The organism is Streptomyces sp. CG 926 (assembly GCF_003148825.1).
Classification (GTDB): domain Bacteria; phylum Actinomycetota; class Actinomycetes; order Streptomycetales; family Streptomycetaceae; genus Streptomyces.
Genome location: NZ_QGGZ01000010.1, coordinates 28,579 through 52,950, shown reverse-complemented (window position 1 = coordinate 52,950; position 24,372 = coordinate 28,579). Strand labels below are relative to the sequence as shown.

The window sequence follows — 24,372 nt, the reverse complement described above, 5'->3', positions numbered from 1 at the left end:
CGCGAGGCGGGCCGGTGACCGCCCCGGCCCGCCGGTCAGGCGGAACCGGGACGCTCACCGTCACGTCAGGGCTCCGAAGGGGGCGGGTCAGGGAGTTCGGAGCTTGTCCACGATCCAGCGGCCGAGTTCGTCGGTGATGACGGTGTGTCCTTGGTTGTCGCTCGCGCACATGAAGTGGTCGAACTCGCTGTCGGCGGGGTCGATCTTGCTGTAGAGCGCGTCGCGGTCGTCGATCTCGCCGGCCGCCACGGCGCTGATGCTCGGCACGAACGTGGTCGCGTTGTACGTGAGCTCCGCCGGCTCGCCCTCGAGCAGCCCGGCCAGCATGGCGGCCGTGCCGAAGTTGGCGGGGCGGCCCGGCAGGTTCAGGGCCTCGGGGAACAGCCCACCGGGAGCGCCGTCGATGTCGGGCAGGCCCCTGACGGTGATCGGGATCTCGGGGGATCCGGTCTTCTTCAGGACGGCGACGATCTGCTCGCCCGTGTCCTGCGTGTCCAGCCGGGTGCCCGTCAGCTCCGCGCCCGTGGTGCGCATCGCCGTCACGCCCGCCGGGATGTTGTTCCCGGCGCCGGTGCCCGTGCCGTTGGCGACCCCGAGCCGCCGCACGCCGGGAGGCCAGCTGCCCACGCGCTCCAGTTCCGCGAGGAAGTCGGTGCGGGCCCGGTCCTGGCGGACCTCGGCGGAGACGCTCTCGATGTGCCAGCGCAGCAACTGCCGGGCGGCCGGGCTGTTGACCATCCGCGAGAAGCTGCTGAGGAGTTCGCCGAATCCCGGGAGGGCGCCCCAGTTGTCCTTCACGAAGTGCGCGAACGCCTGTACCGAGATGGGCAGCCAGGCTCCGGTGTGCGGGGTGTCGTAGGAGAGGAAGGTCGAGGTCTGGTGGTCGCCGCCGTCGTGGTGCATCTTGGCCAAGGCGTAACGGGTGACCAGCCCTCCCATGCTGAAGCCGCCGACCGTCAGCTCGGCGGACCCCTCGCGGTCGTCGATCGCCTTCTCGATGCACTGGATCGCCACGTCGGCGTTGTCGATGATGGACGCCGACCGCTCCTCGAAGCCCAGGAGCACCAGGTCGAAGCCCGCCTCCCGCAGCTTGGAGATGAAGGGGTATTCGCCGTTCTCCAGACCGTTCCACAGGGCGTCGGGATCGCTCTTGCCGGAGGAGAATCCGTCGGCGAGGATCACCGGCTTCCTGACCCGGGTCTGACCCGGGCTGCTGTAGAACACCCACGCGGTGCCCCCGTCGAGGGGCCACTCGGTGTCCCACGCCGATGCCCTCGGGTGGTGGGGCTGGACGCCCGGGAAGGTGTTGTCCCAGATGCTCACAACGGGCATGGACATGTAGTCCGGCTCCTCTGTCTCGTGGTGCGGTACAGCCCGCCCCCGGGGCGGGGGGCGCGGCGGGGGCCGTCCCGGTTGCGGCGCGCAACACGCTCGGGGACGGCTTGCACATGCCGGCGGCGTCATGCCGTAGTCATGTGCGGAACCGGAATCATGATCCCGAAGCAGGTAGCCCAAAACCACCGAATCCCGACCATGTCACTCGTACGTGGAACGTGGTTTTGTTGCAGGTCACAGGGCTGCAAGGGAAGAAACGATGATGCGGGCCCGACACGGTTCCGCCGTGGGTGTGCATCGTTGTCGCCCGCTCTCCGTGGGTCCGGCGGTGAGCGGGGCGCGAGGGTTAAGGGCAGATCAACTGGACCTTAAACGTGCCTGTGGTCGCCGCGCCCCGAGTCGATCAAGGCCGTCGGTACGCGTGCGGCACACACGTGGACCAGCCTGAGCCACGGGGCCGTGACCTGCGCCTTCGGACGTACGCCCGTGAGCCACGAGCCGCGTGCCGGCTCGCCACGCGGCGATCCAAACCTCCTCCCGGCCGGATTCGTAAAAAGGCAACAGGACTGAACTCCCTTGCGAAGTCGGCCGTATGCAGGACGTCAGGGGGGGACAACGTCCATCGGATCGAGGAGTGCCAAGTGTCCAGAAAACGGACCATGAGTCTCAAGAAGAAGCTCGTGCTCTCTGCCGTCGCGGGAGCCCTGGTGATCGGCGGGGTCGCCGCCACGGTGGCGATCGGTAATGCCGCGGTTCCCGACGTCGTGTGTCAGGGGTCGACGGTGACGTTGTCGGGTGAGGCGGGTGCGCCGGCGGCTTCGAGTGGGACGTTCCCGGTGGGGACGAAGTTGAAGGTGACGAATCTCGACAACGGTCAGTCGACGACGGTCGCCGTGAACGGTCCGTCAGGTAGTTGTGTGCTGTTGAACAATGCGGCGTTCGAGAAGGTGCGGGAGCCAGGGAAGAATTTGATCCGGCGGGCGCGTATCGAGCGGGTGGGTGGTGGCGGTGGTGGCGCGGCGGCCCCTGCGGCGCCTGCTGCGGGTGCGTCCGGTGGGGCGGCCGCGTCGGGTGGAGCGGCTGTTCAGGTGCCGCCGGCGACCGGTGAGGTCGTGTGTCAGGGGTCGACGGTGACGTTGTCGGGTGAGGCGGGTGCGCCGGCGGCGTCGAGTGGGACGTTCCCGGTGGGGACGAAGTTGAAGGTGACGAACCTGGACAACGGTAAGGCGACGACCGTGACGGTGAACGGCCCGTCGGGTAGCTGTGTGCTGTTGAACAACTCTGCCTTCGACACGGTTCGGGAGCCGGGGAAGAACCTGATCCGGCGGGCGCGTATCGAGCGGGTGGGTGGTGGCGGTGGTGGCGCGGCGGCCCCTGCGGCGCCTGCTGCGGGTGCGTCCGGTGGGGCGGCCGCGTCGGGTGGAGCGGCTGTTCAGGTGCCGCCGGCGACCGGTGAAGTGGTGTGTCAGGGGTCGACGGTGACGTTGTCGGGTGAGGCGGGTGCGCCGGCGGCGTCGAGTGGGACGTTCCCGGTGGGGACGAAGTTGAAGGTGACGAATCTCGACAACGGTAAGGCGACGACCGTGACGGTGAACGGCCCGTCGGGTAGCTGTGTGCTGTTGAACAACTCTGCCTTCGACACGGTTCGGGAGCCGGGGAAGAACCTGATCCGGCGGGCGCGTATCGAACGCGTGGGCTGAGCGACCGAAGCTACGGCGGGCACGGGGCATGCCGTCCCCGCCGTAGCGCCGGCCCTGCCGTGAGCGCACGGCCGAGTGGACAGGGACGGACAGGACTGGACCGTCATCACCCCTGCCAGGCATGGAGAGTGGACACCGTCCGCGTCGAGTCTGTGCGCCATGAACCTTGGACGCATGAAGAGCCGGGCGGCCGCCCCACCTCGACCGGGGGCCGCACTCGCGGCCCTGGCCGCAGCACAGTTCACCGTGATGCTTGCCACCTCGATCGTGAACGTGGCGTTGCCGCAGATCCGTTCCGGAGTGGGCCTGTCGGACGGCGGCACCACCTGGGTGGTCAACGCCTACGGCCTGGCGTTCGGTGCGCTGCTGCTGGCCGGGGGCCGGGCAGGTGACCTCCTCGGCCGCCGCCGGGTGCTGCTCGTCGGCCTCGCAGTGTTCGCAGGGGCCTCGCTGGCGGCGGGGCTGGCCGGCTCGCCGGGCCTGCTGATCGCCGCCCGCGCCGTGCAGGGTGCCGGCGCCGCCGCGATCGCCCCGGCCGCGCTCGCCCTGGCGCTCGACCTGTTTCCGCCCGGCCCCGGCCGAGGCAGAGCCTTGGGTGTGTGGGGTGCCGTCTCCGGCGCCGGGGGAGCGGGCGGGGTACTCCTGGGCGGTGTGCTCACCCAGGCGTGGGGCTGGCCGTGGGTCTTCCACGCCGTCGCGCTCGGGACGGCGCTGGTCGCCATCGCCGTGGTGGCGCTCGTACCCCGGGCCGCCGACCGCGGATCCGGGCGGTTCGATCTGCTGGGTACCGCGACCGTCACCCTCGCCCTGACCGCTCTGGTGTGGGGGCTGACCACGGCACGCGGCGCCGGCTGGACGGACGCCGGGGTACTGGCCGCCCTCCTGGGCGCCGTCGTGCTGCTCGTGCTCTTCGCGCTGGTCGAACGCCGCCGACCGGATGCCCTGATCCCGCCGAGGCTGTTCAGGACCGGCCGGGTCGCCGCGGGCAATCTGCTGATGGCGTTGCTGGGGTCCGTATGGATCGCGCTGTTCTTCTTCCTGCCGCTCTACCAGCAACAGGTCCTCGGCATGGGCCCGCTGGCCACCGGGGCGGGCCAACTCCCGCTCGCCGTGGCCAACATGCTCGGCGCGATGGTGGCACCCCGTATCACGGCCCGCATCGGGGCCACGGCGACCCTCACGGCGGCTCTGCTGACCGAGGCCGCCGGTCTGTTGTGGTTGTCGTGGATGCGGCCGGACGGGAGTTACCTCGTCGACGTCCTCGGGCCGAGCGTCCTGGTCGGCCTGGGCCTGAGCATCGCCTTCGTGCAGCTGACCGCGCTCGCCGTGGACGGCGTACCCCGCCAGGACGCCGGCCTCGCCGGCGGGCTGGTGAACACCACCCGCCAGGTCGGCGGCGCCGTCGGACTCGCCGCCCTCGCCACCCTGGCCGGCTCCGTCACCGCGCACGCCACCACCGACCGGCCACCCCTGGACGCCCTCACCGCCGGCTACCAGGCCGCCTTCACCGTCTCCGCCGCCATCCTCGCCACCACCGCACTCCTCGCCGTGGCGCTCACGCGTACGTCCCGGCGCGACCGCGGGCTCGCACCCCCTGCCGCTCCCGCCCGTGCGGTACAGCCCGGACAAGGCCAGACGGCCGACCGCGCACCCGCCTCCTGATCCGGAACCGGAAAGGGCATCCGTGCCCCCGTCGTCGTCAGCCTCACGACGCTGATCGACGCCCCACTCGCCACCTTCCGGGAACTGCACACCGACATCGACAACCGGTCGGTAGGTCCGGGCGCCCGGCACCGACCGGGCCCGGCCGAACAGCCCGCCCGAGTCTTCGGTCGGCGTTCGCCGGCCGTCGCCGTGCGGCGCATCACCCCTCCCGTCACCCCGTCACCCCGCCCTCTCAGATGGAGGTCTCCACTGTGTCCGGCTCCGCAACCGCTTCGCCGCCCGTCGTCCATGCCCACCCCACCGGTCGCCCGCGTGAGGTCGACAACCGCGCGGCCTACCTCAGCTTCGGACTCGCCTACGTACTGGGCCACGGCGCCGCCGCGGCTTCCCAGGGCGACCGCCCCTTGCTCGACCTGCCCGGTTGGCTGCCCATGACGCTCCTCGGCGGCGGCCTCGTGATCGGCATCGTGCTGACCACCATGGCTGCCCTGCGGGCCCAGCTCGGGGCCTCGCCGGCCGAGATCCTGTCCGGCCGGTTGCTCGGCGCCGCCTGGATCGCCGGCTTCACCGCCCTGTTCCTCGCCATCACCGGACTCACCTCCGTACTCGGACAGCCGGAGCTTCAGTCCGTCCTCTGGCCCGCCGGCTCCGGTCTGATCGTCGGCCTGCTGTACCTCGCCGAAGGCGCCGTACGCCGCAACCTGCTGCACTACGGCCTCGGCATCTGGCTCGCCCTGACCTCCACCGCCGCACTGTGGTTCGCCACGCCCGGCCTTTACGGGGTCCTCGCCGTCGCGGGCGGCGGCGCCTACTTCCTCGCCGCGGCCCTCGAACACCGGCGCCTCCGACCCTCCTTCACGGGACGCCCCCGCGTCTGACGCCCGGCCCCTCCCGCCCGTCAGGGGCGCAAGCCGGCCCGCTTGAGTGCGATCTCGGCGAGATCGGCGATGACCCGCTGGTCCCCGCGCCGCCAGGCGTCGGCGAGACCGCCCTCGGGCGTGGGCAGCGCGGCGAGGTCGCCCAGCCTGCCGGTGAGGGCGCGCAGGGCGAGCAGGTCGGCACCCCCGGGCGCGTCGAGGAGGCGCCGCATGGTCACGCTGCGCCGGATCCAGCGCAGGCGGGCAGGGAGCCAGAGCAGCAGTACGACGGCCACCGGGACGACGATCAGCGCCAGTGTGGTCAGGTTCGCCACCTGGCTGACGGCGTCCTGGAGCGACTGTCCGGCGTCGGCGATCCCGGTACTGGCCTCGGAAGCGGATTGCAGCGGCTTCTTCAGGAGACCGCCGACGAACGGCACGTTCGAGGCCGCCTCGCCGGCGTTCCCGAGCTCCGTGGCGAGGCTGTCGCCCGAGCTCTCGACCCTACGCCCGGGCTCGGCCAGCAGCATGATGGCGTCGTGGACGGTCAGGGCGAACCACACGGCGGCGGCCATGAGGCCTACGGCGATCAGGTCCGCGAGGATCTGGCGGTTCCGACGTGCTGGAGTCTGTGCGTAGAGGCGCATCGGCGGGCTCCCGTTCGGATCGGACGTCGAGGAGGACCGGCTCCGCCGGGTGGGGCGCGGCCGGTCGTTCGACCGTACGCCGGACTCCCCCTTCGCACCGGGTTCTGTGGACGAACGTCCGCACCACGACGCCTGGTCGGCGCACCGGGAGCCCGGAGAACCGTTCCCGGGCGGGGCCGAACGACCCGGGCGACTCGCGCTCGTCGGTGTACGGCGCCCTCGATCCGGTGTGTCGGCGCACGCCACGACCCTGCCGAGGCCCGTCGCACCCGAAGGGTGGGGGAGGCGACGAGGGAGTCGACGACGGAGGCGACGAACGAGAGGGCTAGCGAGGCGGCGGGGGCAGGCGCGAGCCGCGCCGGGACTTCGCCGTCACGGCAGGAGAACGGGGCGACGGCGCACGATGACGGGGTGCGACCGCGAAGCGCGGGCAAGCCGTCGGCAGCGAAGCGGCGCCGCACCCGGACGGCCGACGGCGGCCCACGCATCCCCTGCCCCGGTGGCCGGTCGATTGCCAGGGGTCTATAGGCTGCGGCGAGAGGAGAGAAGAGCTCGCATGGACTCCCGCATCCCGCGGCTGCGACGCAAGCTGGCACGCATCCCCTACACCCCGGGCCGAAGCCATTCCTTCGGCGAGGAACGGCACGCATTTCGTCTCGGTCCCTGCCTGCTCGAAGCGCGGGTGGATGCCTTCGAAGTCGAGCACGACGTGGAACTTCCACAGCCCTATCGCGACTTCCTCATCGCCATGGGCGGCAGCGGCGCGTCCCCGTACTACGGACTGGTCCCGCTGGAACGCTGCGCCCTCTTCACGATGAACCGGGCGGTCTCCGACACCGGCACGCGAGGATTCACCCGGGTCCACCGCGCCACCCGCGACGGTCACCTCTTCCTGGCGATCATCGAACGCGGCTGTACCGACCTCGCGCTCATAGGCGTGACCGGACCCCTCACCGGTCGCGTGCTCATCGGCAACGCCGAAGGCTTCTGGGGCCCGAACGTCTCCTCGGCCCCGGACTTCCTCGCCTGGTACGAGCGATGGCTCGACCACATGGCCGCCGGACGGGACAACCGCGCTCTGGTCCTCACTTCGCCGGGCCTCCACGCGCATCCACATGCGTACCGCATGGCGTCGGAGCTCTGACTCCGGAGTCGAGCAGGTGCCACGCCCCTACTGGTGCGAAGCCTCCAGGAGGACCGTTCGTGCCGCGACGACCTGCTGGCTCTCCACCCCGGTCCGTCCGCACGGGCGTCGAAGTCGAACTACCCTTCGGATCATGGCCTTACGACCCGATGAGTTCTACGACCACGCGCTTGCCGCCGCAGACGGTGAGCGTCGGCTCCCGCTCGCGCGCATGACCGGGTGGGATGTCAGCCCCTTCGAGCCGGAGGGATTGCGCGTCGCGCCGCTGCGCCCGCCGGTTCTGCCCGAGCCTCCGCGACACGGCGAGGACCCGGCGAACTGCGGGTCGTGCCGGGACCGGGACGAAGGGATCTGGTTCAACGACAGTTGGCGCCTCACCCGGATCCCGGGCGTCGGTGTGCCGCTGGTGCTCATGCTGCATCCGCGTGAGCACCACGACATGGCCGACCTGCCCGACGCACTGGCAGCCGAACTGGGGGTCCTGTCCACGCACATCGTCCGCCACGTGCAGGCCCTGCCGCACATTTCGCGAGCCCACGTCTACCGCATCGGAGACGGCGGCGCGCACCTGCACATCTGGTTCTTCGCCCGGCCCGAGGGGCAGAGCCAGCTGTACGGATCTTGGATGCCCGTCTGGGACGACCTGCTGCCGGAGTACCCGTCGGACGTCGCCGAGGCGGATGCGGCGATCGTGGCAGCCGCGCTGGTCGCCTCCCTCGGGGGCCGCCGCTCGGCTGCCGGCGAATCGCCGCGCGACTGATCTGCCGGCGAACTCGTTCGTTGTGCCGCGCGGTGGTCGAGGACCGGCGAACTCCGGCAGATTCGGATCGGTGTCGAGGCCGCGGCGGACGTTCTGAAGCACCTTGCCGGACCGGCTCGGTAGACCGAGGTCTCGGGCCGGCGGTTGTCTTGCTGGTGGGCGCCGGGAGCACCGACGTCGGGGAGAGGTTTTGCCGAACGGTCGGCCGACGAAAGTCCCTGCTCGGATAGGCCTTCGGCATCCGTTGAAGGTGATGTGCGGGCTGCTTGCGCCATGGTGGAAGTAGCCCGGTAGGAGGCATGCGATGAGTGCCTCATCATGCAGGACCTCGTCGAAGCCGTCCCCCTGGCCGACCCGGCGCCTCGTACTCGTCGACGGCCTTCCTGTGCCGGTTGACCGCCTGTTCGCCCGGTCGGCTCACGTGGTCAAGCGGGAACCGAGTACGGGCAGAAGCCGGTCCATCAGTACGCGGCGGGCTGGTTCGGAGGACAGCCACAGCAGTTTGTGGCGGGTGCGGTCCGTCATCGTGACGGCAAGGCCGGACGTGGTGAGACCGCGGTGCAGACCGGCGTGCGCGATCCTGTCGAGGGGGATGACCTTGTTGGTGTGGTGCGCCTGGAGGACGGTCGTCGGGTCGTAGCCGATCACAGTGGTGGCATTGTGTTCCCGTTCGGCGGGGCTGATGGAGTTGACGACGGTGTCGACGAATCCGCCGCGAATGCGGACCAAGGAGTCCGGCAGCAGCCACAACTCGCCGTGGAACCAGTCGAGCCAGCCCGTGGTGCAGCTGGTGGCAAGCAGGTGGGCGTGCTGCACCTTCAGGCCCTGAGCGCGCCGGACGGCGTCGTCCAGCAGTGCGTCCCATGCCTCGAGGGAGCGGATGTGGAAGCGCTTCTCCACCGACCCGAGGGGTGCGTGGTACGCCAGATTTGCCGTCCCGTGGGGCTGCAGCTCGACGGACAAGGCCACGCCCCAGTCGGGTCCTGTGATCAGCACGGCAAGGCGGTCAGGGGCGGTGGCCGGCCCGCGCTCGGTCGGTGCGTGTGCATGTGCTCGGTGGTGGCACAGGATGGGCGATACAGACAAGCCCTCTGCGAGCCACCGCTCCCTGCGGAGGTTCAGTCGTGCGCCGGCCAGGTGCAGTTCTATTCGCTGTTTCATCCCTGTGGCGTCGTCTCGTCGGGAGGAACCACGAGGCCGGTGCCTTCGACTGCGACGGCGATCGCGAAGTCGAAGTACTGGAGGAATGCTGCCCGTCCGGTGTTCGTGTGAGTGGCGCTCGCCCCCGGCAGATCCATGGCCGAACAGTACCCGTCCGTCATCTCAACCCCGACCGAATGCCGCAACGTTGTGCGTTGTGCCGGTTCGGTGCCGGTGAGAGAAGGCCGGGCCTCGACCAGGGGGCAGTGGTCGGGGCCCGGCGGGTGCCACGGGTCAGGGCCGCGGCAGGGGGTGGTTCAGTGGCGGCGGAGGGTGTCCTTGAGGTCTTCCTTGGCCTGGCGGGCGTTGCCCTTGGCCTGGCCGGCCTGCCCGTCGGCGACGCGTACGGGACCCTCCACTGATGGCCGTCGTCCGCGAGGAAGTTGCCACCCACACCGGACCACGCTGGACCCGCCGCGCCTCCATCCGCCCCCAGGCCGGCGGCCGCGAACTACCGACCGCCCTGGGCAACATCGAACCCCTCGGAACGCCCTGACCGCGCCGCGATCGCCCTCGGCCACGAAGGCGCCGCCCTCCCGATCGCCGACGTCTTCGCCGACCAGGCCATCGCCCTCAGCGACAGGCAACCCGCTCGGTCACCGATGGTCCGTCCTCGGCGAGATGGTGGGAACAGTGACAGCCCCCGCCCTCACCGCTGCATACATCAGCGGAATGCTCCTTCTCATGCAGACCACACGCGGCGCACGCATCGCAGCGCTCCTCGCCCCCGCCGGCCGCATGGCCCTGACGAACTACCTGAGCCAGTCCCTCGTCATGGCCCTCATCTTCACCGCCTACGGTCTGGCCCTGTACGACCGCCTCAGCCCGGTCACCGTCGTCCTCGGCGCTCTTGTCCTGTACGCGACCCAAATAGTCCTCAGCGCGCGACTGATGGCCCGATACGAGTACGGCCCGTCGAATGGCTGCTACGCACGGTCACCCTTGCGCGTCTCCCGCACGAACGTCACCGGTGGTCGGCCACGCAGTGACGCGGACGCCTGTCGGCGGTATCGCCCGTCGTCCCGTCCCGTCTCGTCCCGTCCCGTCTCGTCCCGTCCCGTCTCGTATCGGTCGGGCGGCTTCGGCCGACGCGACGCCCGTCCGCGGCGTCGATGCAGAGGTCCTCACCGCGTCAAGACCCGCCCGGCCGTGTCCGCTCAGGCGGGAGGCCGGGGCCCCGCGGCCCGGAGCAGCCGGTTGGCGATCGCCAGCCCCAGACCTTCCTCCGCCGGCAGGGACGCGACGATGAGGTCGCACCCCTGCTGGTCGAGCTCACGCAGGAATCCGTAGAGCCCCTGTGCGTAGGCCGCCGGCGAATCGGGCAGGGTCACCACGGCGTGTGCTTCGACCGTCGCTCCGGCGAGGGGCGGGGGAAGAAGGACACCGACCTGGTACCCCTCCTTCCGGGCGATCTCGGCTTCGGCGACGACCTTCTCCGGCTCGACGAGTACGACCCGGGCCCGCGGTGCGTAGTGGGAGGGATGTTGGCCGGGCACCCTGACATCGCTGGTGGAAGGTACGGCGACCGAGTACCCCAGCACCGCTTCGAGGTCCTCGCGGGTCACCCCGCCGGGACGCAGGATGGCCGGGACCTCGCCCGTGACGTCGACGATGGTCGACTCGACGCCGACCTCGCAGGGCCCACCGTCCAGGACGAGGCCGACGCCGTCACCGAGCTCCACCCGGACGTCGTTCGCGGTGGTAGGGCTGACCGAGCCGAAGCGGTTGGCGGACGGCGCCGTGATCCCGCCGCCGAAGGCCGACAGCAACGCGAGTGCGACCGGGTGGTCGGGCACACGCACAGCCACCGTCTCCAGCCCACCGGTCGCCGCCAACGGCACGCGCCGGCCCCGCCGCAGGACCAGGGTCAGCGGCCCGGGCCAGAAACGGTCGGCCAGCACGCGCGCGGCTCGGGGCACCTCCTCGACCCAGTCGTCCAACTCGTCCGACGCGGCGATATGAACGATCAGCGGGTGGGAGGGCGGACGCCCCTTCATCTCGAAGATCCGCATGACGGCGGCGGTGTCCTCGGCATTGGCGCCCAGACCGTAGACGGTCTCCGTCGGCAAGCCCACCAGGCCGCCTGCACGCAGCACAGCAACTGCCCTCTCGATGTCTTCGGCTGTCGCCGTCACCCTGACACTCCCTCGCACAGTCCGGTCGTCCGACGGCCTCCATGATGCCGCCCACGCCGGTCGGCCAGGTCGCCGACCGGAACACCACCTGCGCACGCTTCGAGGGGATCGCCCGCACGCGCTACGGCCCGGGCGCCGGATGGGGCCTGAGGCGGCCGACGTGAGGCAGCCGACGCGCGCGAGTCCACGGAGGCGATCTGTTCACGGGTACCGGAGGGGACCGCACCGCGGTGACGAGACGAGAGCACGCGTCGTGCCCCGCCGTCATGGCTGTCGAGCAGGCCGCCATCGGCGGACCGAGCGGGCACGGTGCCGGGGCACGGCGACCAGCAGCCGCAGTGGCCAAGGGGCCTGGCACGCACCGAAGCCTGCCGGCGTCCCGGAGGGGCCGGCAGGCTCGTGCGCGCGCATCCCGGGAGGCTTTTCCGAGTGCCGGCAGCCCCGTCGGCGCGCGCCGTGCGACGGTGCCCCTGCGTCTGCCCGCCGGGGCCTGGTCGGCTCAGGCGGTGTGGTGGGCGAGGAATTCCGTGATGAGGTGCTGCCACTGCTCCGGGGCTTCGACCATGGGCAGGTGACCCGTGGGGAGCTCGGCGAGCCGGGCGCCGTCGATGTTCTCGGCGAGGTGGTGGTGCAGGACGGGCGGGACGAGGCGGTCGGCGGTGGTGGAGATGACCAGGGTGGGGACGCGGATGGCGGCGAGGTCCTCGCGGACGTCGACCCGGGTGGCGAGCTCCGCGTGCTCGACGGTGCCGTCGGCGATGTCGGCGGCGGCGTACGCGATGACCTGCTCCAGCTGCTCGGCGGGCATCGCCTCCAGGGCCTGCGGGCTGAGGGCTTGGGGGAAGAGGAACTCGCTGACCAGTCGGCGGTCGCCGAGGGCCGCGAGCTTGCCCCACACCCGGACGGTCAGGTCCTGCTGGTTGTTGGGGCGGGCCATGGTCGCGGTCAGGACGAGCGCGGTCACGCGCTCGGGGTGACGGGCGGCGGCGCGGATGGCGACCGGGCCGCCGAGGGAGTAGCCGTGCAGGGCGAAGGTCTCCAGGCCTTCGGCGACGGCGGCCGCGACGAGCTGGTCGGCCATCTCGTCCAGCTGCAGCGGCGCGGTGGCGCGGGGGGTTTCGCCGCTGCCGGGATAGTCGACGCCGACGACGGTGTGGTGGGCCGTCAGGTGGTCCAGGATCGGCCCGTAGGTGCCGGTGAAGCTGCTGCCGGCGCCGTGGGCCACGACCAGGCCCGGGCCGGAGCCGAGGCGGGTCCGGGCTTGGGTGGGCTCGGGGAGGGTGCGTGCGGACATGAGGGACTTCTCCTTCAGGATGTGGTGATCGGTGGGGGGTCTCGGCGGTGGGGCGTACTGGCGCCACCGGCGGCGGGCTGCTCCGGTGCGGGCAGCGGGGCCCGGCCGTGTGCGGGGGAGATGTTGGCGGCGAGGCCGGGCGGGAGCCGGTAGTGGGTGACCGGGTCCGCGGTCGGTCGGCGAGCCTCCTGGTGTCGAGGGAGCCGGTCCCGGTGCGCGGTGCGCGGTGCGCGGTGCGCGGTTCGCCGGAGCGGGCCGGGCGGGCGGCCGAGGCGTGCGGACTATCTCGTTCCACTTCGGGCCTGGCGCCCGAACGCGGTGGCCCGGTCCGCATGCGCTGCCAGGACGGGGAGGTCGGCCGGCGCTATCGGTTGCCGTCTCGCGCGTGGCGTGCCGGTATGTGGGACTCGGGTTCGAAAGCGGGGCTTTCCCGCCCACTCCCGCACGGGAAAGGGAGGTTGGGGCGGTTGTCCTGGGTCAGGGCAGGAGGACGACTTTGCTCCGGACGTGGCGGGTCTCGATGTCGGCGTGCGCGCGGGCGGCGTCGGCCAGCGGGTAGCCGGCGCCGATCGGCAGGTCGAGGACGCCGGCTGCGAGCAGACCGGCCAGCTCGGGCAGGGCCTGCGGGAAGCGGTCGGCGGGGTCGGCGCCGGTGAAGCGCACCCCGTGCTCGGCGGCGGCCATGTCTGCGATGGTGATCACCTGGCCGGCGTTCCCGGTCAGGGCGACGGAGTCCGCGAGCAAGCCCGCGCCGGAGGTGTCGAAGACCCGGTCCACGCCCTGCGGCGCGGCCGCCCTCACTCGCTCGACCCAGCCGTCGCCGTACGGGACGGCGGTGGCGCCGAGCGCGGTGAGCCGCTCCAGGTCGTGTCCACCGGCGGTGGCGATCACCGTGATCCGGCGGGCGACGGCGAGCTGGAGCGCGATGGTGCCGACCGAGCCGCCCGCTCCGTGGATCAGGAGGGTTTCGCCCTCTCGGGCGTCGAGGTGGTGCAGGCCGCGATAGGCGGTCTCGCCCACCGTCACCAGGGCCGCCGCGGTCTCGAACGAGATCTCGGCCGGCTTGGCGAGCGGCCGCTCCAGCAGCGCGTACTGGCTGTAGCCGCCCAGCGAGGCGACGCCGAAGACCTCGTCGCCGATCGCGGCGTCGGCGCCCTCGCCGACCCGGTCGATGACGCCGGCGACGTCCCAGCCCGGCAGGTGCGGGAACTCCACCGGCATGATGCTGGCCATCGTCCCGGATCGGATCTTCAGGTCGATCAAGTTGACGGCGACGGCCCGGACCCGGATGCGGACCTGGCCCGGACCCGGCTCGGGAGCGGCGACCTCGACCCGGGTGAGCACGTCCGGGCCGCCGTAACGGGAGAAGGTGATCGCGGAAGACATCAGGAACTCCAGGAGGGGAAGACGGAACACCCGCCGAATCATCCGGCGTGTGTGATTGCCCTTTCAGGTGTATCACACAGGGTGTGTGAAACGCGATGCCGGAGTGGATGGCGCACATCACACGGCATGTGTGATTTCTGGATAGGATGAGCCCATGACGTCCACCCCGCCCGTCCACCTCCGCCGGCCGAACCCGGACAACCCCCGCGTCCAGCGCACCCGGACTCGCATCCTGGCCGTCGCCCGCGACCTGCTGCCCGAGGTCGGGATCACCGGACTGACCTACGCACTCCTGGCCGAACGGGCCGGCGTCACCCGTCAGACCATGTACCGGCACTGGCCCAACCGTGCCGCGCTGCTCTCCGACCTCACCCTGCAGGGACCCGACCTCGGCTACCCCACACCCGGAACCGACGTCCGCAAGGTCGCCACCGCCTGGCTGGTCAGCCTGCGCGCCGGCATCACCGACCCCGCCACCCGCGCCGCCGCCCTCGCCATGGCCGCCCAGGCCGATCACGACCCCGACAGTGCCCAGGCCTTGCAACGCATCGTCGAAGATCGCCACGCCGCCCTCAACGAACTTCTGCGACCCTCCGGCATCGAGATCACCGCCGAGCAGTACACGCTGCTCTACGGGCCGCTTCTCGCCCGCCTCTTCTTCGACCGGGCCGAAGCCACCGACGACTTCATCGACACCACCGTCACCCAGTGGCTCACCACCCTCGACCACACGAACAGGCAGTGACCGGACATGGCACAGGCATGCCCGCAGAGTCGCTCGGCGCCGCGTCGGCAGGAGACCTACCGCCGGGGATCACCGCGCTCCATGGAGCCGCGGCGTCGGTGATCGGCGTTCGACCACAGCTTTCCGGTTCGGATGCTCGTCCCCGACAACGTGTGGCTACGACAGGTTCCAGTCATCGGGGCTTCGCGGTTCGGTGGTGGGGCGGGTGCTCTCCGACAGTCGGCGGTCTCACCTGGCCGGTCGTACCGCGGCCTCGACGGTGGCGCCGGGCCGTCGCCTGCGGTCGCACCGCCGTCGCGCACTTCGGTACGGGTGCCGCGAGGGCGGCGGGCAGTCCTGCCCGCCGGAGCCCGCTCGCTGCTGATCGGCCGGTTCCACGCCTTCTGAGCGTGGAACCTGGAGGCGGCCGGGCCGGGCACAGGGCGTGGCTGCTCGCCCACGACAAGATCGAGGTGCCCAGGGCCGTGCCGAAGGTCTCGCTGGTCGTGCATGGCGGTGCGGGGCGCCGTACGTCTCCGTTCCGGCTCGACGCCCCGCTCCTGGTCCTGGCCGACGAGGCCCCCAGGGCGAGGACCAGTTGTCCCGGGTGGTCCACCGACGCGGACGTCGGCGAGCCGGCCGCCCGCGCGGCAGGGTTGTTCGGAGCGTCGGTGGGCCGCTGACCGCGCCGGGAACGGCGCGTTGGCGGTGCCGGGCGAAATAAGGGCGCCGCACCGGCCTGAGGGGGAAGGGTTCCGGTCTCCGCTCGGCAGGTGGCGACGGTGCCGGGCGGGGGCGTCGGGGTCGTGCCCCGGGTCTGTACGGCTACCTTCCGGCGTGCAAGGCGTGCGAGAGCGCACTCATGCTGATGTCGATGACCGTGCGGAGCTGCTTGTGGCTCGCCCCGGTCCTGCTCATCAAGGCCAGCGACTGGTTGACCGCCGTCAGGTGAACCGCGAAGTCGTCGGCATCGCCTTCGGTCAACTGCGCGGCGCTCAAGGCGGTCCGCAGCCGCGCACGCTGAAAGTCCAGAGCTTCGATCGCGCGTGCGGTGATGGTGGGGCTGAGCGCCGTTGCCGCCATCGCGGTCTGGGCGATCAGGCATCCATCAGGTACGTCAGGGTCGGCGATGCGCCGCAGGGTGACCTCGAAGAACGCCCCTACTGCCTGGAGCGGTTCCTCGGACGCACATGAAAGCGCCTGGTCATACCTGTTTCCGTACCGCGCGGCATAGCGGTCCAGGCAGCGCAGGTAGAGCGAGTCCTTGTCGCCGAACGAGGAGTAGATGGAACTGCGGTTCAATCCGGTCGCCCTGGAGAGGTCGTCGAGAGACGTGTCGGCGTAACCGGCCCGCCAGAACTGGACCATCGCCGCGTCGAGGGCGGTGCCCACGTCGAACTGCTTCTTCCCGGCCATCACGCGTGCACCTCGTTCTCGTACCAGCCGTTGTGGCTCCACCATCCTATCTTGAACTGAACAGTTCAAGATGCGCTAGGCTCGAAACATGACCGACGACGCCATGGCCCCGGACCGCTCCTGCGACCAGAACCCGGTCCCCGGGTTGCCGCTGTACGACCTTGCGGGTTTCACTCACCGCTGGGTCGACGCGGAAGGAATCCGAATCCATGCCGTGGAAGGCGGCCGGCAGGCCGGTCCCACCGTCGTCCTGCTCGCCGGATTCCCGCAGACCTGGTGGGCTTGGCGAAAGGTGATGCCAGGTCTTGCCGAGCGATTCCACGTGATCGCGATCGACCTGCCGGGGCAGGGCCACTCCGACCGCCCTCGAGGGGGCTACGACACGCACACCGTCGCTTCGTGTGTCCAGGCCGCGCTGACCGCGCTCAACGTGCCGAAGTGCTGGCTCGTCGCCCACGACATCGGGGCCTGGGTCGCCTTCTCGCTGGCCCTGAAGTACGCAGAGCGCCTGTACGGCGTCGCTCTGCTCGACGCCGGCATTCCCGGAATCACCCTCCCGAACTCCATCCCGACGGACCCCGACCGGGCCTGGAAGACCTGGCACTTCGCCTTCCACTTGGTGCCCGAGCTGCCCGAGGCGCTGCTCACCGGCCGCGAGCGTGACTACGTCGGCTGGTTCTTGAAGGTCAAAGCCCTGTCCCAGGACACCTTCGACGGCGCCGAGATCGACCATTACGCCGCCGCCATCGCCGCCGAGGGAGGGCTCTCAGCGTCCCTCGCCTACTACCGCGACGCCGCGGAATCGGCGCGTAAGAATCATGAGGCTCTCGAACGCGGGCACCTGCGCGTTCCGGTCCTGGGAGTCTCAAGTTCCCACGGATCGATCCCCGACATGGCCGCCTCCGTCAGTCCGTGGGCAGAGAACGTGACCGGCGTGGTCATCCCACAAGCCGGACACTTCATTCCCGACGAGCAGCCCGACGCGACTGTGGACGCGTTGACGGTGTTCATCGATCACGGGCTCGTCGAGTAGTTCGCGAGGCGCCGGTCGGTCCGGTGACGTCGGCGAGATCAGCCGGCAGCCGCGCCCCGGCACGACCCACCACTCCTGCAGCGTAGGCGGAGACCTGAAGCCAGGGACGCGAACCGACCCAGCGACCTGATCGCGCCGGCCGGCTACGACCTCGGGCGGAACCGCGCGCGGACCACGGTCCCGCGCACACCGGAGGGAGGCGATCGGCCCGCCTCACGACAGGAGAGAACCGCCTCTCCTTCGGACGGATCGGTCCGGCGAGAGCAGGAGCAGGGTGGTTGTGACGGGCCATGGATTCGGCTGGTTCGTGAAGCCGGGAACCCAGGGTCAAGTGGGGCGGCGGCTCCTGCGACGCCCCGCCCGATGACGCCGAGCACGGCCGAGGGCGGACACCCGGTCGACAGCGGTTCACCGGACCTGGCCGACGCCAACAGGCCATCGTAATGCGGTTCGGGACGCGGCCGCAGGAAGTTTGCGGATAAGACCGTCGAAAGGCAGCATCGAACGACGCTCCGGGAAGACGTTTCGGGCGTCTTCCCGGAGCGCCGGGTTCGTGACGGACCGGCTAGCGGTCAGGCACGGGTCACACCTTGGCGAGCGAGCACGCCGTCTGTGCCAGCGCCGGCGGGACGGCCGAGACGCTCGTCAGTACAAGCCGACACAGGGCCGAGTCGGCCGGCAGGCCGGAGCCGCCGATCGTGCAGGCGAGGTTGATGTCGGTGCTGGAGAAGCCGAAGGCGGCCAGATAGCTGGTGCAGTCGCTCGGCGCCGCCTGGGCGGCCGGGGCCGAGACGACGGCGAAGCCGCCGAGGGCGAGAGCGCCGACCGCGATGCTCGCGATGCGGGCGCGCAGGGATCCCTTCATCTTTTCCTCCGAGGAGATAGGTTTCACCGGAAGTGACTACTCCGGCGCAATCAAGAGACTAAGGAGAGATCTTGCAGAAATGGCAGAAAAAAGGATGGGAATATCCGGCCGGCAGGTGCAAGGATGCAATGTCGTCTACTTTTTTCCGCGTGGGCTCTCTTCGGCCGCGCGACGCGTGAAGAGCCGGCAAACCCGTGGGGCGCATGATGCGGGACATGCCCTGCGTATGGTCAGTCAATAAGAGAAATCTGTCATTCCCGTTCATTCGCGGAAGGTTCGATCCGGCTGAAGTCGGCCGAAAATCGCCCATCCATCTATGCCGCGCGAATAGTCCCCCCGGTTCGCCCGGGGAGGGGATGGTACGACAATCAGTTCTAGGGGTGAACGGCGGCGCACGTCTGCGGCGACACCGCCGCCCCAGGAGAAGACCCCACCACGATCACCGTGTTGACCGCCCGAGCCCGGCTCACCCTCTGTCGACGTACCGACCGGCGCGGGACAACCGAGCTGCTCATCACGACCGCCCTGCGCCGCCAGGCCGCCCGGTCCGGCCCGAGGCCGACACGATCCGCACGGCCCGCAACGCGCATGCCTGCCGGCACCTCCTCCGGAAGGAATCAGCTCCGACTCCGCCTTGGCCTTCTGCTGCTCGGCCCGTGGCAACCGCATTTCGGCGGCTTCGACCGCTCCACCCGCCACTTGACCGGCGAGCCGGTCGCGCTCCCCGGACAGGACGCGTACCGGGTCGTCGAGCCGGTTGACCTTGCCCAGCAGTACCGAGATCAGCGGGCCGAGTTCTCCGCCGCCTGCCGCAGCTCGTCTTTCTGTTCCAGCGCACGTGTGAGCCGCTCGTACATCTGCATCTGATCGGCCCGCGTCTGCGCGAGGGTGACGGTGCCGGGGTCTGTGTCGGCACCGCGGGGGCTGAAGTGCGGGGCCGATGCTCGGCGTCGCGTAAGAGCTGGAGGACGTCGGCCCCTCGGCGCTCGCGGAGCCGGTCCGGCACGGTTGCGGCGATGAGCGCGATGACAAAGTGCCGGGGTGGGATACGCCCGCCCAGCAGATGGCTGACCTGGCTTTTCGATTACCCGACTGCTCCTGCCGGCACGGCGAGGGTCTTGCCGCAGGCCACCACGATCCCGCCTCCCGTAAGGCCTTGGCCGATCATGGCGGCGGCCCGCAGGCCGGGCTGGAGGCAGTGGAGTTCCAGGACTTCGCCGATCCCGCCACCCGGCCCGCCGCTCGCCCGGTCCCGGTGACACCGGCTGCCTTGCCGGAGGCCGGACGACAGACGGTGGGACGGAGCTGGTGGCCCTTCTGGACATCCGCCGGGGCCCGCACCGCAATAGCGCGCGCGGGTCGGCCCGGTGCCTACCCGTTGAGGGCAGTACCACCGGGCCGACCCCACCCTTGGAACGACGCGTCGGTGCAGTCGATGTCGGTGAACCCGATTTCGAGCTGGTCTGTGCGGCTACCGCCGTCCTTGAAGCAGGTCTTCGGGAGCCGGAGCCTCAGCCGCCGGCCAGGGCGCGGTTCAGGAGGGGGAGCAGGTGTTCCCAGTGGCGCTTCAGTCCGGAGGCGCTGAAAGCGTCGGTGTCGGACATGGTGAAGCCGTGGACGGTGCCGGGGTAGATCTCGGAGATGTGGCCGACCCCCGCGGCATCCAGGGCCCGGTTGAGCTCGCCGAGGGCCTCCGGTGTGATGTCGCCTTCCGCATGGCCGAGGTGGACCTCGGCGGTGATCTTGGCGAAGAGGTCGGGTCCGTCGGCACCTACGGGGCCGTGGAACGCGGCGACGGCGGCCACCTGGCCGGGGTAGGCCGCCGCGGTGCGCATCGCCCAGAGGCCGCCTATGCAGTAGCCCGTCACCCCGACCGGACCCGCGCCGACTTCGGGCTGGTCGGTGAGGAACCTGAGGTAGGCGTCGGCGTCGCTCAGAACACGTTCGGCGGTGTGAGCCTCGATCAAGGGCATCACCCGGCCGAAGACCGCGTGCCGGTCCTCTTCCCCGATGTACTCGGGAAGATCGAACACCGGTGCCGGGCCGTGCCGGTGGAAGGGGTTCGGGACGAGTACGTAGTACCCGTGCCCGGCCAGTTCCTGGGCCATCTCGCGCAGCACCGGCCGGATGCCGAAGCCGTCCGCGTACATCAGTACCCCCGGGTGCGGCGCGCCTTGGTCGGGGAACGCGGCGAATGCGTCGGCCTGACCGTCCGCGGTGGGAATCTGCAGCGTCTTGATGGGCATGAATTCTCCTGTCGTGGTTGATGTGCGGAACCTGTGATCAACACGACGGAGGCGGGGCCCGCGCAGTAGCACAGGACCCTCGATCGAACAGCGGCCCCTTACGGGCCTGTTCGGCGCTCAGGAGAGCACCGGGTCGCCAATCCGTGTGTGGCGCAATGCCGTCCCGGTAGTCATCCTCGCAACGTAGTCGACCGAACAAGCCAACGCCAGCACCCCAGTCCCCAGCGGCCTGCGTGGTACGGAAGGCGGCACGGAAAGTGCAGTCGCGGTCGGCGCCGGCGTCGGCGTCGGGGGCCAGGGTGCAGGCAGCGTGCGGATCCGTATTGCGGGTGGGCTCGTCGAGAAGTGGCTGCAGGAGGGCGGTGTGGGAGGTGATCGCGGCCCGGACGGCGTCGGCCGACCTGCCCGCCGAGTATCCGGTTTCTCCTCGACGCCGTAGCGTGAGCAAGATCCGCCGCAGGGACACCACGGAGACGATCGTCGGCGCGATCACCGGCACCCTGACCCGCCCCAGCTCCTCGTCCTCGGTCGCCACGACATCGACGGCCGGCTGCGCGCGGTCGGCCGCACCGTACCGCTGCGCCCGAACGCCGCCCGGCGGGTCGCCGAGCACCTCGCCCGCCACTGGAAAGCTCGCCGGGCCCGCAGCCGTCAAGAACACGAACTCGCCCAGGCAATCGCCGACGCGCGCGCGGGCACGGTGAACTCCCGCCCCGGCAAGGAGCCCACCGTGCTGGAGGCCGTGGCCGCACACCGGGACGCCGACGGCAGCCTGCTCGACCTCCACACCGCCGCCGTCGAGCTGCTCAACATCCTGCGCCCCACCGTGGCCATCACCTGGTTCACCACCTTCGCCGCCCACGCACTCCACCGCTTCCCCGCCGTCCGTGAGGAACTCCGCGAGGGCGACGGTGCGTACGCCCCCGCGCCTTCGCGCATGAGGTGCGGCGCTGCTACCCGTTCGTGCCGTTCGTGGGGGGCCTCGCCGCCCGCGACCTGCGTTTCGGCGAGCAGGACGTGCCCGAGGGCACGCTGGTGCTCCTCGACGTCCCTGGCCACCACCGCGACCCCGACCAGTGGCCCGAGCCGCACCGCTTCGACCCGCGGCGTTTCCTCGGCCGGGAGCCCGGCCCCGGCGAGCTCATCGCCCAGGGTGGCGCAGCCGCCCGTACCGGGCACCGCTGCCCTGGCGAGGACATCACCGTCCACCTGCTGGCCACCCTGGCAGCGACCCTGGCCGACCTGGAGCTCGACTTCCCGGACCAGGACCTGCGCATCCCCGTCACCCGGGTCCCGACCCGCCCCCGCGGCGGCATGAGCGTGCGGATTCCGACCCGAAGCACGAACCGTGTTCCCGCCCGGTGAGGCCGGCGGTCAAACGGAGCTTGCGCGGCTGTGGCAGGAGACGGCCCGCAGATCGACAGCAGATGAGGACGCGTTGTCAGGCATACACGATGCCCTGACGAGACTCCGTCGATGGAAGGAATTGTCATGCCCAGGGGATCCAGCGCCAAGCACGAGCGCCGGTACGAACACATCAAGGAATCCGATGAACAGCGCGGGATGTCGGAATCCTGCGCGAAGGAGATGGCCTCCCGCACCGTGAACAAGGAACGCGCGCGGTCCGGCGAGAGCAAGACCGCGAGCCGCAGCTCCACCCGGCCGATGCCTCCGCTGCCGTGCTTCGTCGCGGCGGTCCCGGCCGTCCGCGGTCCTGGGGTGTGGCGCGTCAGGTGCGGGGAAGCCGGCCAGCGGTGAAGTCGGCGTTGTCCCTGTCGGCGTGGGCGCGTTCCTCGATGAGCTGGCGGAAGCCGGCTACGGCGTAGCGTTCCCCGGTGGCGGTGCGGGCTCCGGGTATGCTGGCGATGTCATAGCGGCCTGCGGCCGAGCGCGGTCGCGGTCTGGGCCAGCAGCATGGCGTCGCTCGCAGCCTCGTCCGCGTTCCGGCCGATAGCCGCCTCCTGCAAGCAACAGCTTAGCTCGGCCTCCCGGGTCTGCTGCGAGGTCACTTTCGTTTCCTCGAGCTCCCGTTCCCTCTCACTGATGCAGACGACGGTGAGGGGTTCGGCAGCCGGAAGGAACTTCTCCCAGGCAGCGAGAGCAGTTTGGTGCGCCTCACGGGCCGGTGAAGCACACCGGCCTCCGCAGCAGCGTCGGACGCAGCCGTCTCCGCGGTCTCAGCAGCGCCGATCTGCTCCTGCAGACGCTCGGTGTCAGCCGCCTCCTTCCTCGCGGCCAGGGCACAGGCACGCCGACGGATCTCCGGCTGCCTGTCAAGCTCCTGATTCAAACGGTCCACGAGCTTCTCCCCGGTGGACCGCCGCTCCTGCAGAGCACGGTCACCGATGCCGCTCTCCCAGTCCTGGCGTGCGCGAGCCCAGCGCTCACCGAGGCCTCGATCACTGAGACGTGACAGCAAGCCTGCCCTCAGCTGACCCCGTCCCTGACTCTCGCAACACCTCACGGCATGCCACCGATAGGAGAAGCCCGGCCTTGAGTACGGGAGCAGCCGCAGTGGCCAGACGTCATCCGCCGCCCCCCCGAGAGCCGCCACACCCATCCGCCGCATGACAGGGCTTGACCGGGCGAACGACATCCCGCTGCCGCCGCGCCGTGCTATCGGCGCTACAGCCATCCGCGCTTTGTGGCGTTCACCCCTGCCTGGAATCTGCTGACCGCCTCGAGTCTCTCCATCAGGTTGGACATCATGCGGCTGACGGTGCGGGGGGAGACGGAGAGCGTGCGGGCCGCGGCTTCGTCCGTGTCACCCGCGGCGGCGAGGGACAGGAGCGCTCGTTCTGTGGGGGTGCAGCCGTTGGAGTCGGGGTGAGGAGGCGCCCCGAAGGGTGTACCTGCGGACCAGCACTGCTCGAACAGTGCACAGAGGGCGGTGACGATGCCCGGGCTGAGGATTTCGAGTGCGCCCGCGCGGGGGTTCTCCGGATCGACGGGAATGATGGAGACACGGCGGTCAATGATGATCATTTGTATGGGCACGGTGGGTATGGTGCGCATCTGACCACCGCGCTCCGTCAGCCATCGGGCGTACGCGAGAGTGTCGGGGTCGTTGCGGAAGCTGTCGCGGCACACGGCTCGGATGACGACTCCGCGGCGCAGGGCCTCTTCGTTGAGCGGAGTGGCGGCGCTGCGGGCGTCCGGGCGGTGGGCACCGCCGGGGTTCAGTGACAGGCATTCGAAGTGGGTGGTCCGCTGGAGTTGTTCCAGTCTTGTGCGGATCGCGTCGAGGCCTTCGAGCCGGGTGGCGCTGTCGGACAGTCTCGTGCCGAGGTGGGCGGCGGCGATGGCTGCTATCTCCGCTCGGGCGCTTTCCACCTGTGCTTGGCGTTCAGCGATCTCCGCCTCGGCGGAGGCCAGCAGGGTGGCGAGTCCGACTTCGGGGCTGACCGGGCGGAGGCCGTCCCCCGTCTGGCCCGACGGTTTGAGTAGGGCGAGGCGGGCGAGTTCGTCGAGGGCGTTCCGTGTCGCCTGCTCGTCCAGTCCGGTGTCCGTGACGAGGGCGGCCACCCCGTGGTCGGGTCGCTCGAGCATCGCCCGATAAACAGCTTCTGCGTGGGCAGACAGGCCCAGCCACTGCAACATGAGATCCCCCCCGATATGAAGCCTTGATCCTAAAGGATGGTGCGGGCAATTTCCGGAGGAAGTTTTTCCTGAAAAGGTGGAGTGTTGCGGGCTGAGGTGGTGTGGGTGGAGAAAATCGCGGGTTGGCGGATCGACCGATTTGCGACGCATACCCACTGTTCGGGGGAGCGGGGCGTACAAGTACAGGTGGCCGGGTGCTGCCGCACCGACGCCGTACCGCGAACTGCTCGACCCGCCCACGTATCTCCTGGCGCCTGCCGCTTCGTCCAGCGACTGCTTCCGCTCCTGGCGCTCGAGCCCGGCGTGGTCCGGCTGCGGACGGACACCCAGGTGGCGTCAAGGCGCCAGGCGCCTTGACGCCACTC

Annotated in this window: 23 protein-coding genes and 2 pseudogenes; 13 read left to right on the top strand and 12 right to left on the bottom strand. The window is 70.5% G+C overall.

Translation table 11 applies throughout. The annotated features are described in order from the left end of the window. Nucleotides 1–87: 87 nt before the first annotated feature. Nucleotides 88–1,338 carry an esterase/lipase family protein gene (locus tag BCL76_RS25415; protein ID WP_109781717.1) on the bottom strand — a complete coding sequence of 417 codons (1,251 nt, stop codon included), beginning with the start codon at nt 1,336–1,338 and terminating at the stop codon, nt 88–90. 731 nt (nt 1,339–2,069) lie between these two features. Between BCL76_RS25415 and BCL76_RS40525 the strand changes: the two are divergent. The 4 genes and pseudogenes from BCL76_RS40525 to BCL76_RS25400 form a co-directional block, all read left to right on the top strand. Then, nucleotides 2,070–2,336, top strand: a pseudogene (locus BCL76_RS40525) (hypothetical protein); the annotation flags it as partial. After that, complete coding sequence (locus tag BCL76_RS40625) at nt 2,322–3,035, top strand: hypothetical protein (RefSeq protein ID WP_441350754.1); 714 nt, start codon at nt 2,322–2,324, stop codon at nt 3,033–3,035. The pseudogene BCL76_RS40525 and the gene BCL76_RS40625, both read left to right, overlap by 15 nt. A 159-nt stretch (nt 3,036–3,194) precedes the next feature. Then, nucleotides 3,195–4,697 (top strand): MFS transporter, encoded by a 1,503-nt coding sequence (locus BCL76_RS25405; protein ID WP_109781715.1) that lies wholly within the window; start codon nt 3,195–3,197, stop codon nt 4,695–4,697. A 254-nt stretch (nt 4,698–4,951) separates the two neighbouring features. Then, nucleotides 4,952–5,578 (top strand): ABC transporter permease, encoded by a 627-nt coding sequence (locus BCL76_RS25400; RefSeq protein WP_258309893.1) that lies wholly within the window; start codon nt 4,952–4,954, stop codon nt 5,576–5,578. Nucleotides 5,579–5,598: 20 nt separating this feature from the next. Here the strand turns inward: BCL76_RS25400 and BCL76_RS25395 are convergent, their stop codons facing one another. Beyond that, nucleotides 5,599–6,204, bottom strand: coding sequence for a hypothetical protein (locus BCL76_RS25395; RefSeq protein ID WP_109781713.1), 606 nt, complete (start codon nt 6,202–6,204; stop codon nt 5,599–5,601). Between the two features lie 556 nt (nt 6,205–6,760). On the opposite strand from BCL76_RS25395, the gene BCL76_RS25390 reads away from it, so the two are divergent. Together BCL76_RS25390 and BCL76_RS25385 are read left to right on the top strand one after the other, a co-directional pair. Next, nucleotides 6,761–7,348, top strand: a complete 588-nt coding sequence (locus tag BCL76_RS25390) for an SMI1/KNR4 family protein (RefSeq protein ID WP_109781712.1) — start codon at nt 6,761–6,763, stop codon at nt 7,346–7,348. 133 nt (nt 7,349–7,481) lie between these two features. Further along, a complete protein-coding gene (locus BCL76_RS25385; RefSeq protein ID WP_109781711.1) occupies nt 7,482–8,108 on the top strand; it encodes a hypothetical protein in 627 nt (208 codons plus the stop codon). A gap of 417 nt (nt 8,109–8,525) precedes the next feature. On the opposite strand, the gene BCL76_RS25380 is transcribed toward BCL76_RS25385, so the two are convergent. Further along, the gene (locus BCL76_RS25380) at nt 8,526–9,104 is read right to left on the bottom strand and encodes a hypothetical protein (protein ID WP_146228422.1); all 579 of its coding nucleotides are present in this window, start codon (nt 9,102–9,104) and stop codon (nt 8,526–8,528) included. A 161-nt stretch (nt 9,105–9,265) separates the two neighbouring features. Then, nucleotides 9,266–9,406, bottom strand: a complete 141-nt coding sequence (locus tag BCL76_RS39130) for a hypothetical protein (protein WP_181382727.1) — start codon at nt 9,404–9,406, stop codon at nt 9,266–9,268. Between the two features lie 263 nt (nt 9,407–9,669). Between BCL76_RS39130 and BCL76_RS39955 the strand changes: the two genes are divergently transcribed. Together BCL76_RS39955 and BCL76_RS39950 are read left to right on the top strand one after the other, a co-directional pair. Beyond that, nucleotides 9,670–9,804 carry a hypothetical protein gene (locus BCL76_RS39955; protein WP_258309892.1) on the top strand — a complete coding sequence of 45 codons (135 nt, stop codon included), beginning with the start codon at nt 9,670–9,672 and terminating at the stop codon, nt 9,802–9,804. A 125-nt stretch (nt 9,805–9,929) separates the two neighbouring features. Beyond that, nucleotides 9,930–10,211 (top strand): annotated as a pseudogene (locus tag BCL76_RS39950) (DUF418 domain-containing protein); the annotation flags it as partial. Between the two features lie 254 nt (nt 10,212–10,465). Here the strand turns inward: BCL76_RS39950 and BCL76_RS25360 are convergent. The 3 genes from BCL76_RS25360 to BCL76_RS25350 all read right to left on the bottom strand — a co-directional run bounded on the left by BCL76_RS25360 (nt 10,466) and on the right by BCL76_RS25350 (nt 14,123). Then, nucleotides 10,466–11,443: an L-threonylcarbamoyladenylate synthase gene (locus BCL76_RS25360; protein WP_109781709.1), complete on the bottom strand. Its 978-nt coding sequence runs from the start codon at nt 11,441–11,443 to the stop codon at nt 10,466–10,468. Between the two features lie 499 nt (nt 11,444–11,942). Further along, nucleotides 11,943–12,737, bottom strand: coding sequence for an alpha/beta fold hydrolase (locus BCL76_RS25355; RefSeq protein WP_109781708.1), 795 nt, complete (start codon nt 12,735–12,737; stop codon nt 11,943–11,945). Nucleotides 12,738–13,214: 477 nt separating this feature from the next. Next, nucleotides 13,215–14,123 carry an NADP-dependent oxidoreductase gene (locus tag BCL76_RS25350; protein ID WP_109781982.1) on the bottom strand — a complete coding sequence of 303 codons (909 nt, stop codon included), beginning with the start codon at nt 14,121–14,123 and terminating at the stop codon, nt 13,215–13,217. A gap of 154 nt (nt 14,124–14,277) precedes the next feature. Between BCL76_RS25350 and BCL76_RS25345 the strand changes: the two genes are divergently transcribed. Together BCL76_RS25345 and BCL76_RS25340 are read left to right on the top strand one after the other, a co-directional pair. Next, nucleotides 14,278–14,868, top strand: coding sequence for a TetR/AcrR family transcriptional regulator (locus BCL76_RS25345; protein ID WP_109781707.1), 591 nt, complete (start codon nt 14,278–14,280; stop codon nt 14,866–14,868). Between the two features lie 389 nt (nt 14,869–15,257). After that, complete coding sequence (locus BCL76_RS25340; RefSeq protein ID WP_109781706.1) at nt 15,258–15,530, top strand: hypothetical protein; 273 nt, start codon at nt 15,258–15,260, stop codon at nt 15,528–15,530. A gap of 142 nt (nt 15,531–15,672) precedes the next feature. On the opposite strand, the gene BCL76_RS25335 is transcribed toward BCL76_RS25340, so the two are convergent. Next, the gene (locus BCL76_RS25335) at nt 15,673–16,263 is read right to left on the bottom strand and encodes a TetR/AcrR family transcriptional regulator (RefSeq protein WP_181382726.1); all 591 of its coding nucleotides are present in this window, start codon (nt 16,261–16,263) and stop codon (nt 15,673–15,675) included. Nucleotides 16,264–16,351: 88 nt separating this feature from the next. On the opposite strand from BCL76_RS25335, the gene BCL76_RS25330 reads away from it, so the two are divergent. Then, nucleotides 16,352–17,296 (top strand): alpha/beta fold hydrolase, encoded by a 945-nt coding sequence (locus tag BCL76_RS25330; protein WP_109781704.1) that lies wholly within the window; start codon nt 16,352–16,354, stop codon nt 17,294–17,296. A 583-nt stretch (nt 17,297–17,879) separates the two neighbouring features. On the opposite strand, the gene BCL76_RS25325 is transcribed toward BCL76_RS25330, so the two are convergent. The 3 genes from BCL76_RS25325 to BCL76_RS39945 all read right to left on the bottom strand — a co-directional run bounded on the left by BCL76_RS25325 (nt 17,880) and on the right by BCL76_RS39945 (nt 21,269). Then, on the bottom strand, nt 17,880–18,161 hold the full coding sequence (locus BCL76_RS25325; protein WP_109781703.1) for a hypothetical protein: 282 nt from the start codon (nt 18,159–18,161) through the stop codon (nt 17,880–17,882). A gap of 1,511 nt (nt 18,162–19,672) precedes the next feature. After that, nucleotides 19,673–20,407 (bottom strand): dienelactone hydrolase family protein, encoded by a 735-nt coding sequence (locus BCL76_RS25315; RefSeq protein ID WP_109781701.1) that lies wholly within the window; start codon nt 20,405–20,407, stop codon nt 19,673–19,675. A 37-nt stretch (nt 20,408–20,444) separates the two neighbouring features. Next, nucleotides 20,445–21,269: a hypothetical protein gene (locus tag BCL76_RS39945; RefSeq protein ID WP_258309891.1), complete on the bottom strand. Its 825-nt coding sequence runs from the start codon at nt 21,267–21,269 to the stop codon at nt 20,445–20,447. Nucleotides 21,270–21,370: 101 nt separating this feature from the next. Between BCL76_RS39945 and BCL76_RS39940 the strand changes: the two genes are divergently transcribed. Both BCL76_RS39940 and BCL76_RS39935 read left to right on the top strand, forming a co-directional pair. After that, complete coding sequence (locus BCL76_RS39940; protein WP_258309890.1) at nt 21,371–21,772, top strand: cytochrome P450; 402 nt, start codon at nt 21,371–21,373, stop codon at nt 21,770–21,772. Nucleotides 21,773–21,898: 126 nt separating this feature from the next. Beyond that, nucleotides 21,899–22,165: a hypothetical protein gene (locus tag BCL76_RS39935; protein WP_258309889.1), complete on the top strand. Its 267-nt coding sequence runs from the start codon at nt 21,899–21,901 to the stop codon at nt 22,163–22,165. A gap of 867 nt (nt 22,166–23,032) precedes the next feature. Here BCL76_RS39935 and BCL76_RS25295 read toward each other — a convergent pair. After that, a complete protein-coding gene (locus BCL76_RS25295; protein WP_258309888.1) occupies nt 23,033–23,956 on the bottom strand; it encodes a helix-turn-helix domain-containing protein in 924 nt (307 codons plus the stop codon). Nucleotides 23,957–24,372: the final 416 nt, after the last annotated feature.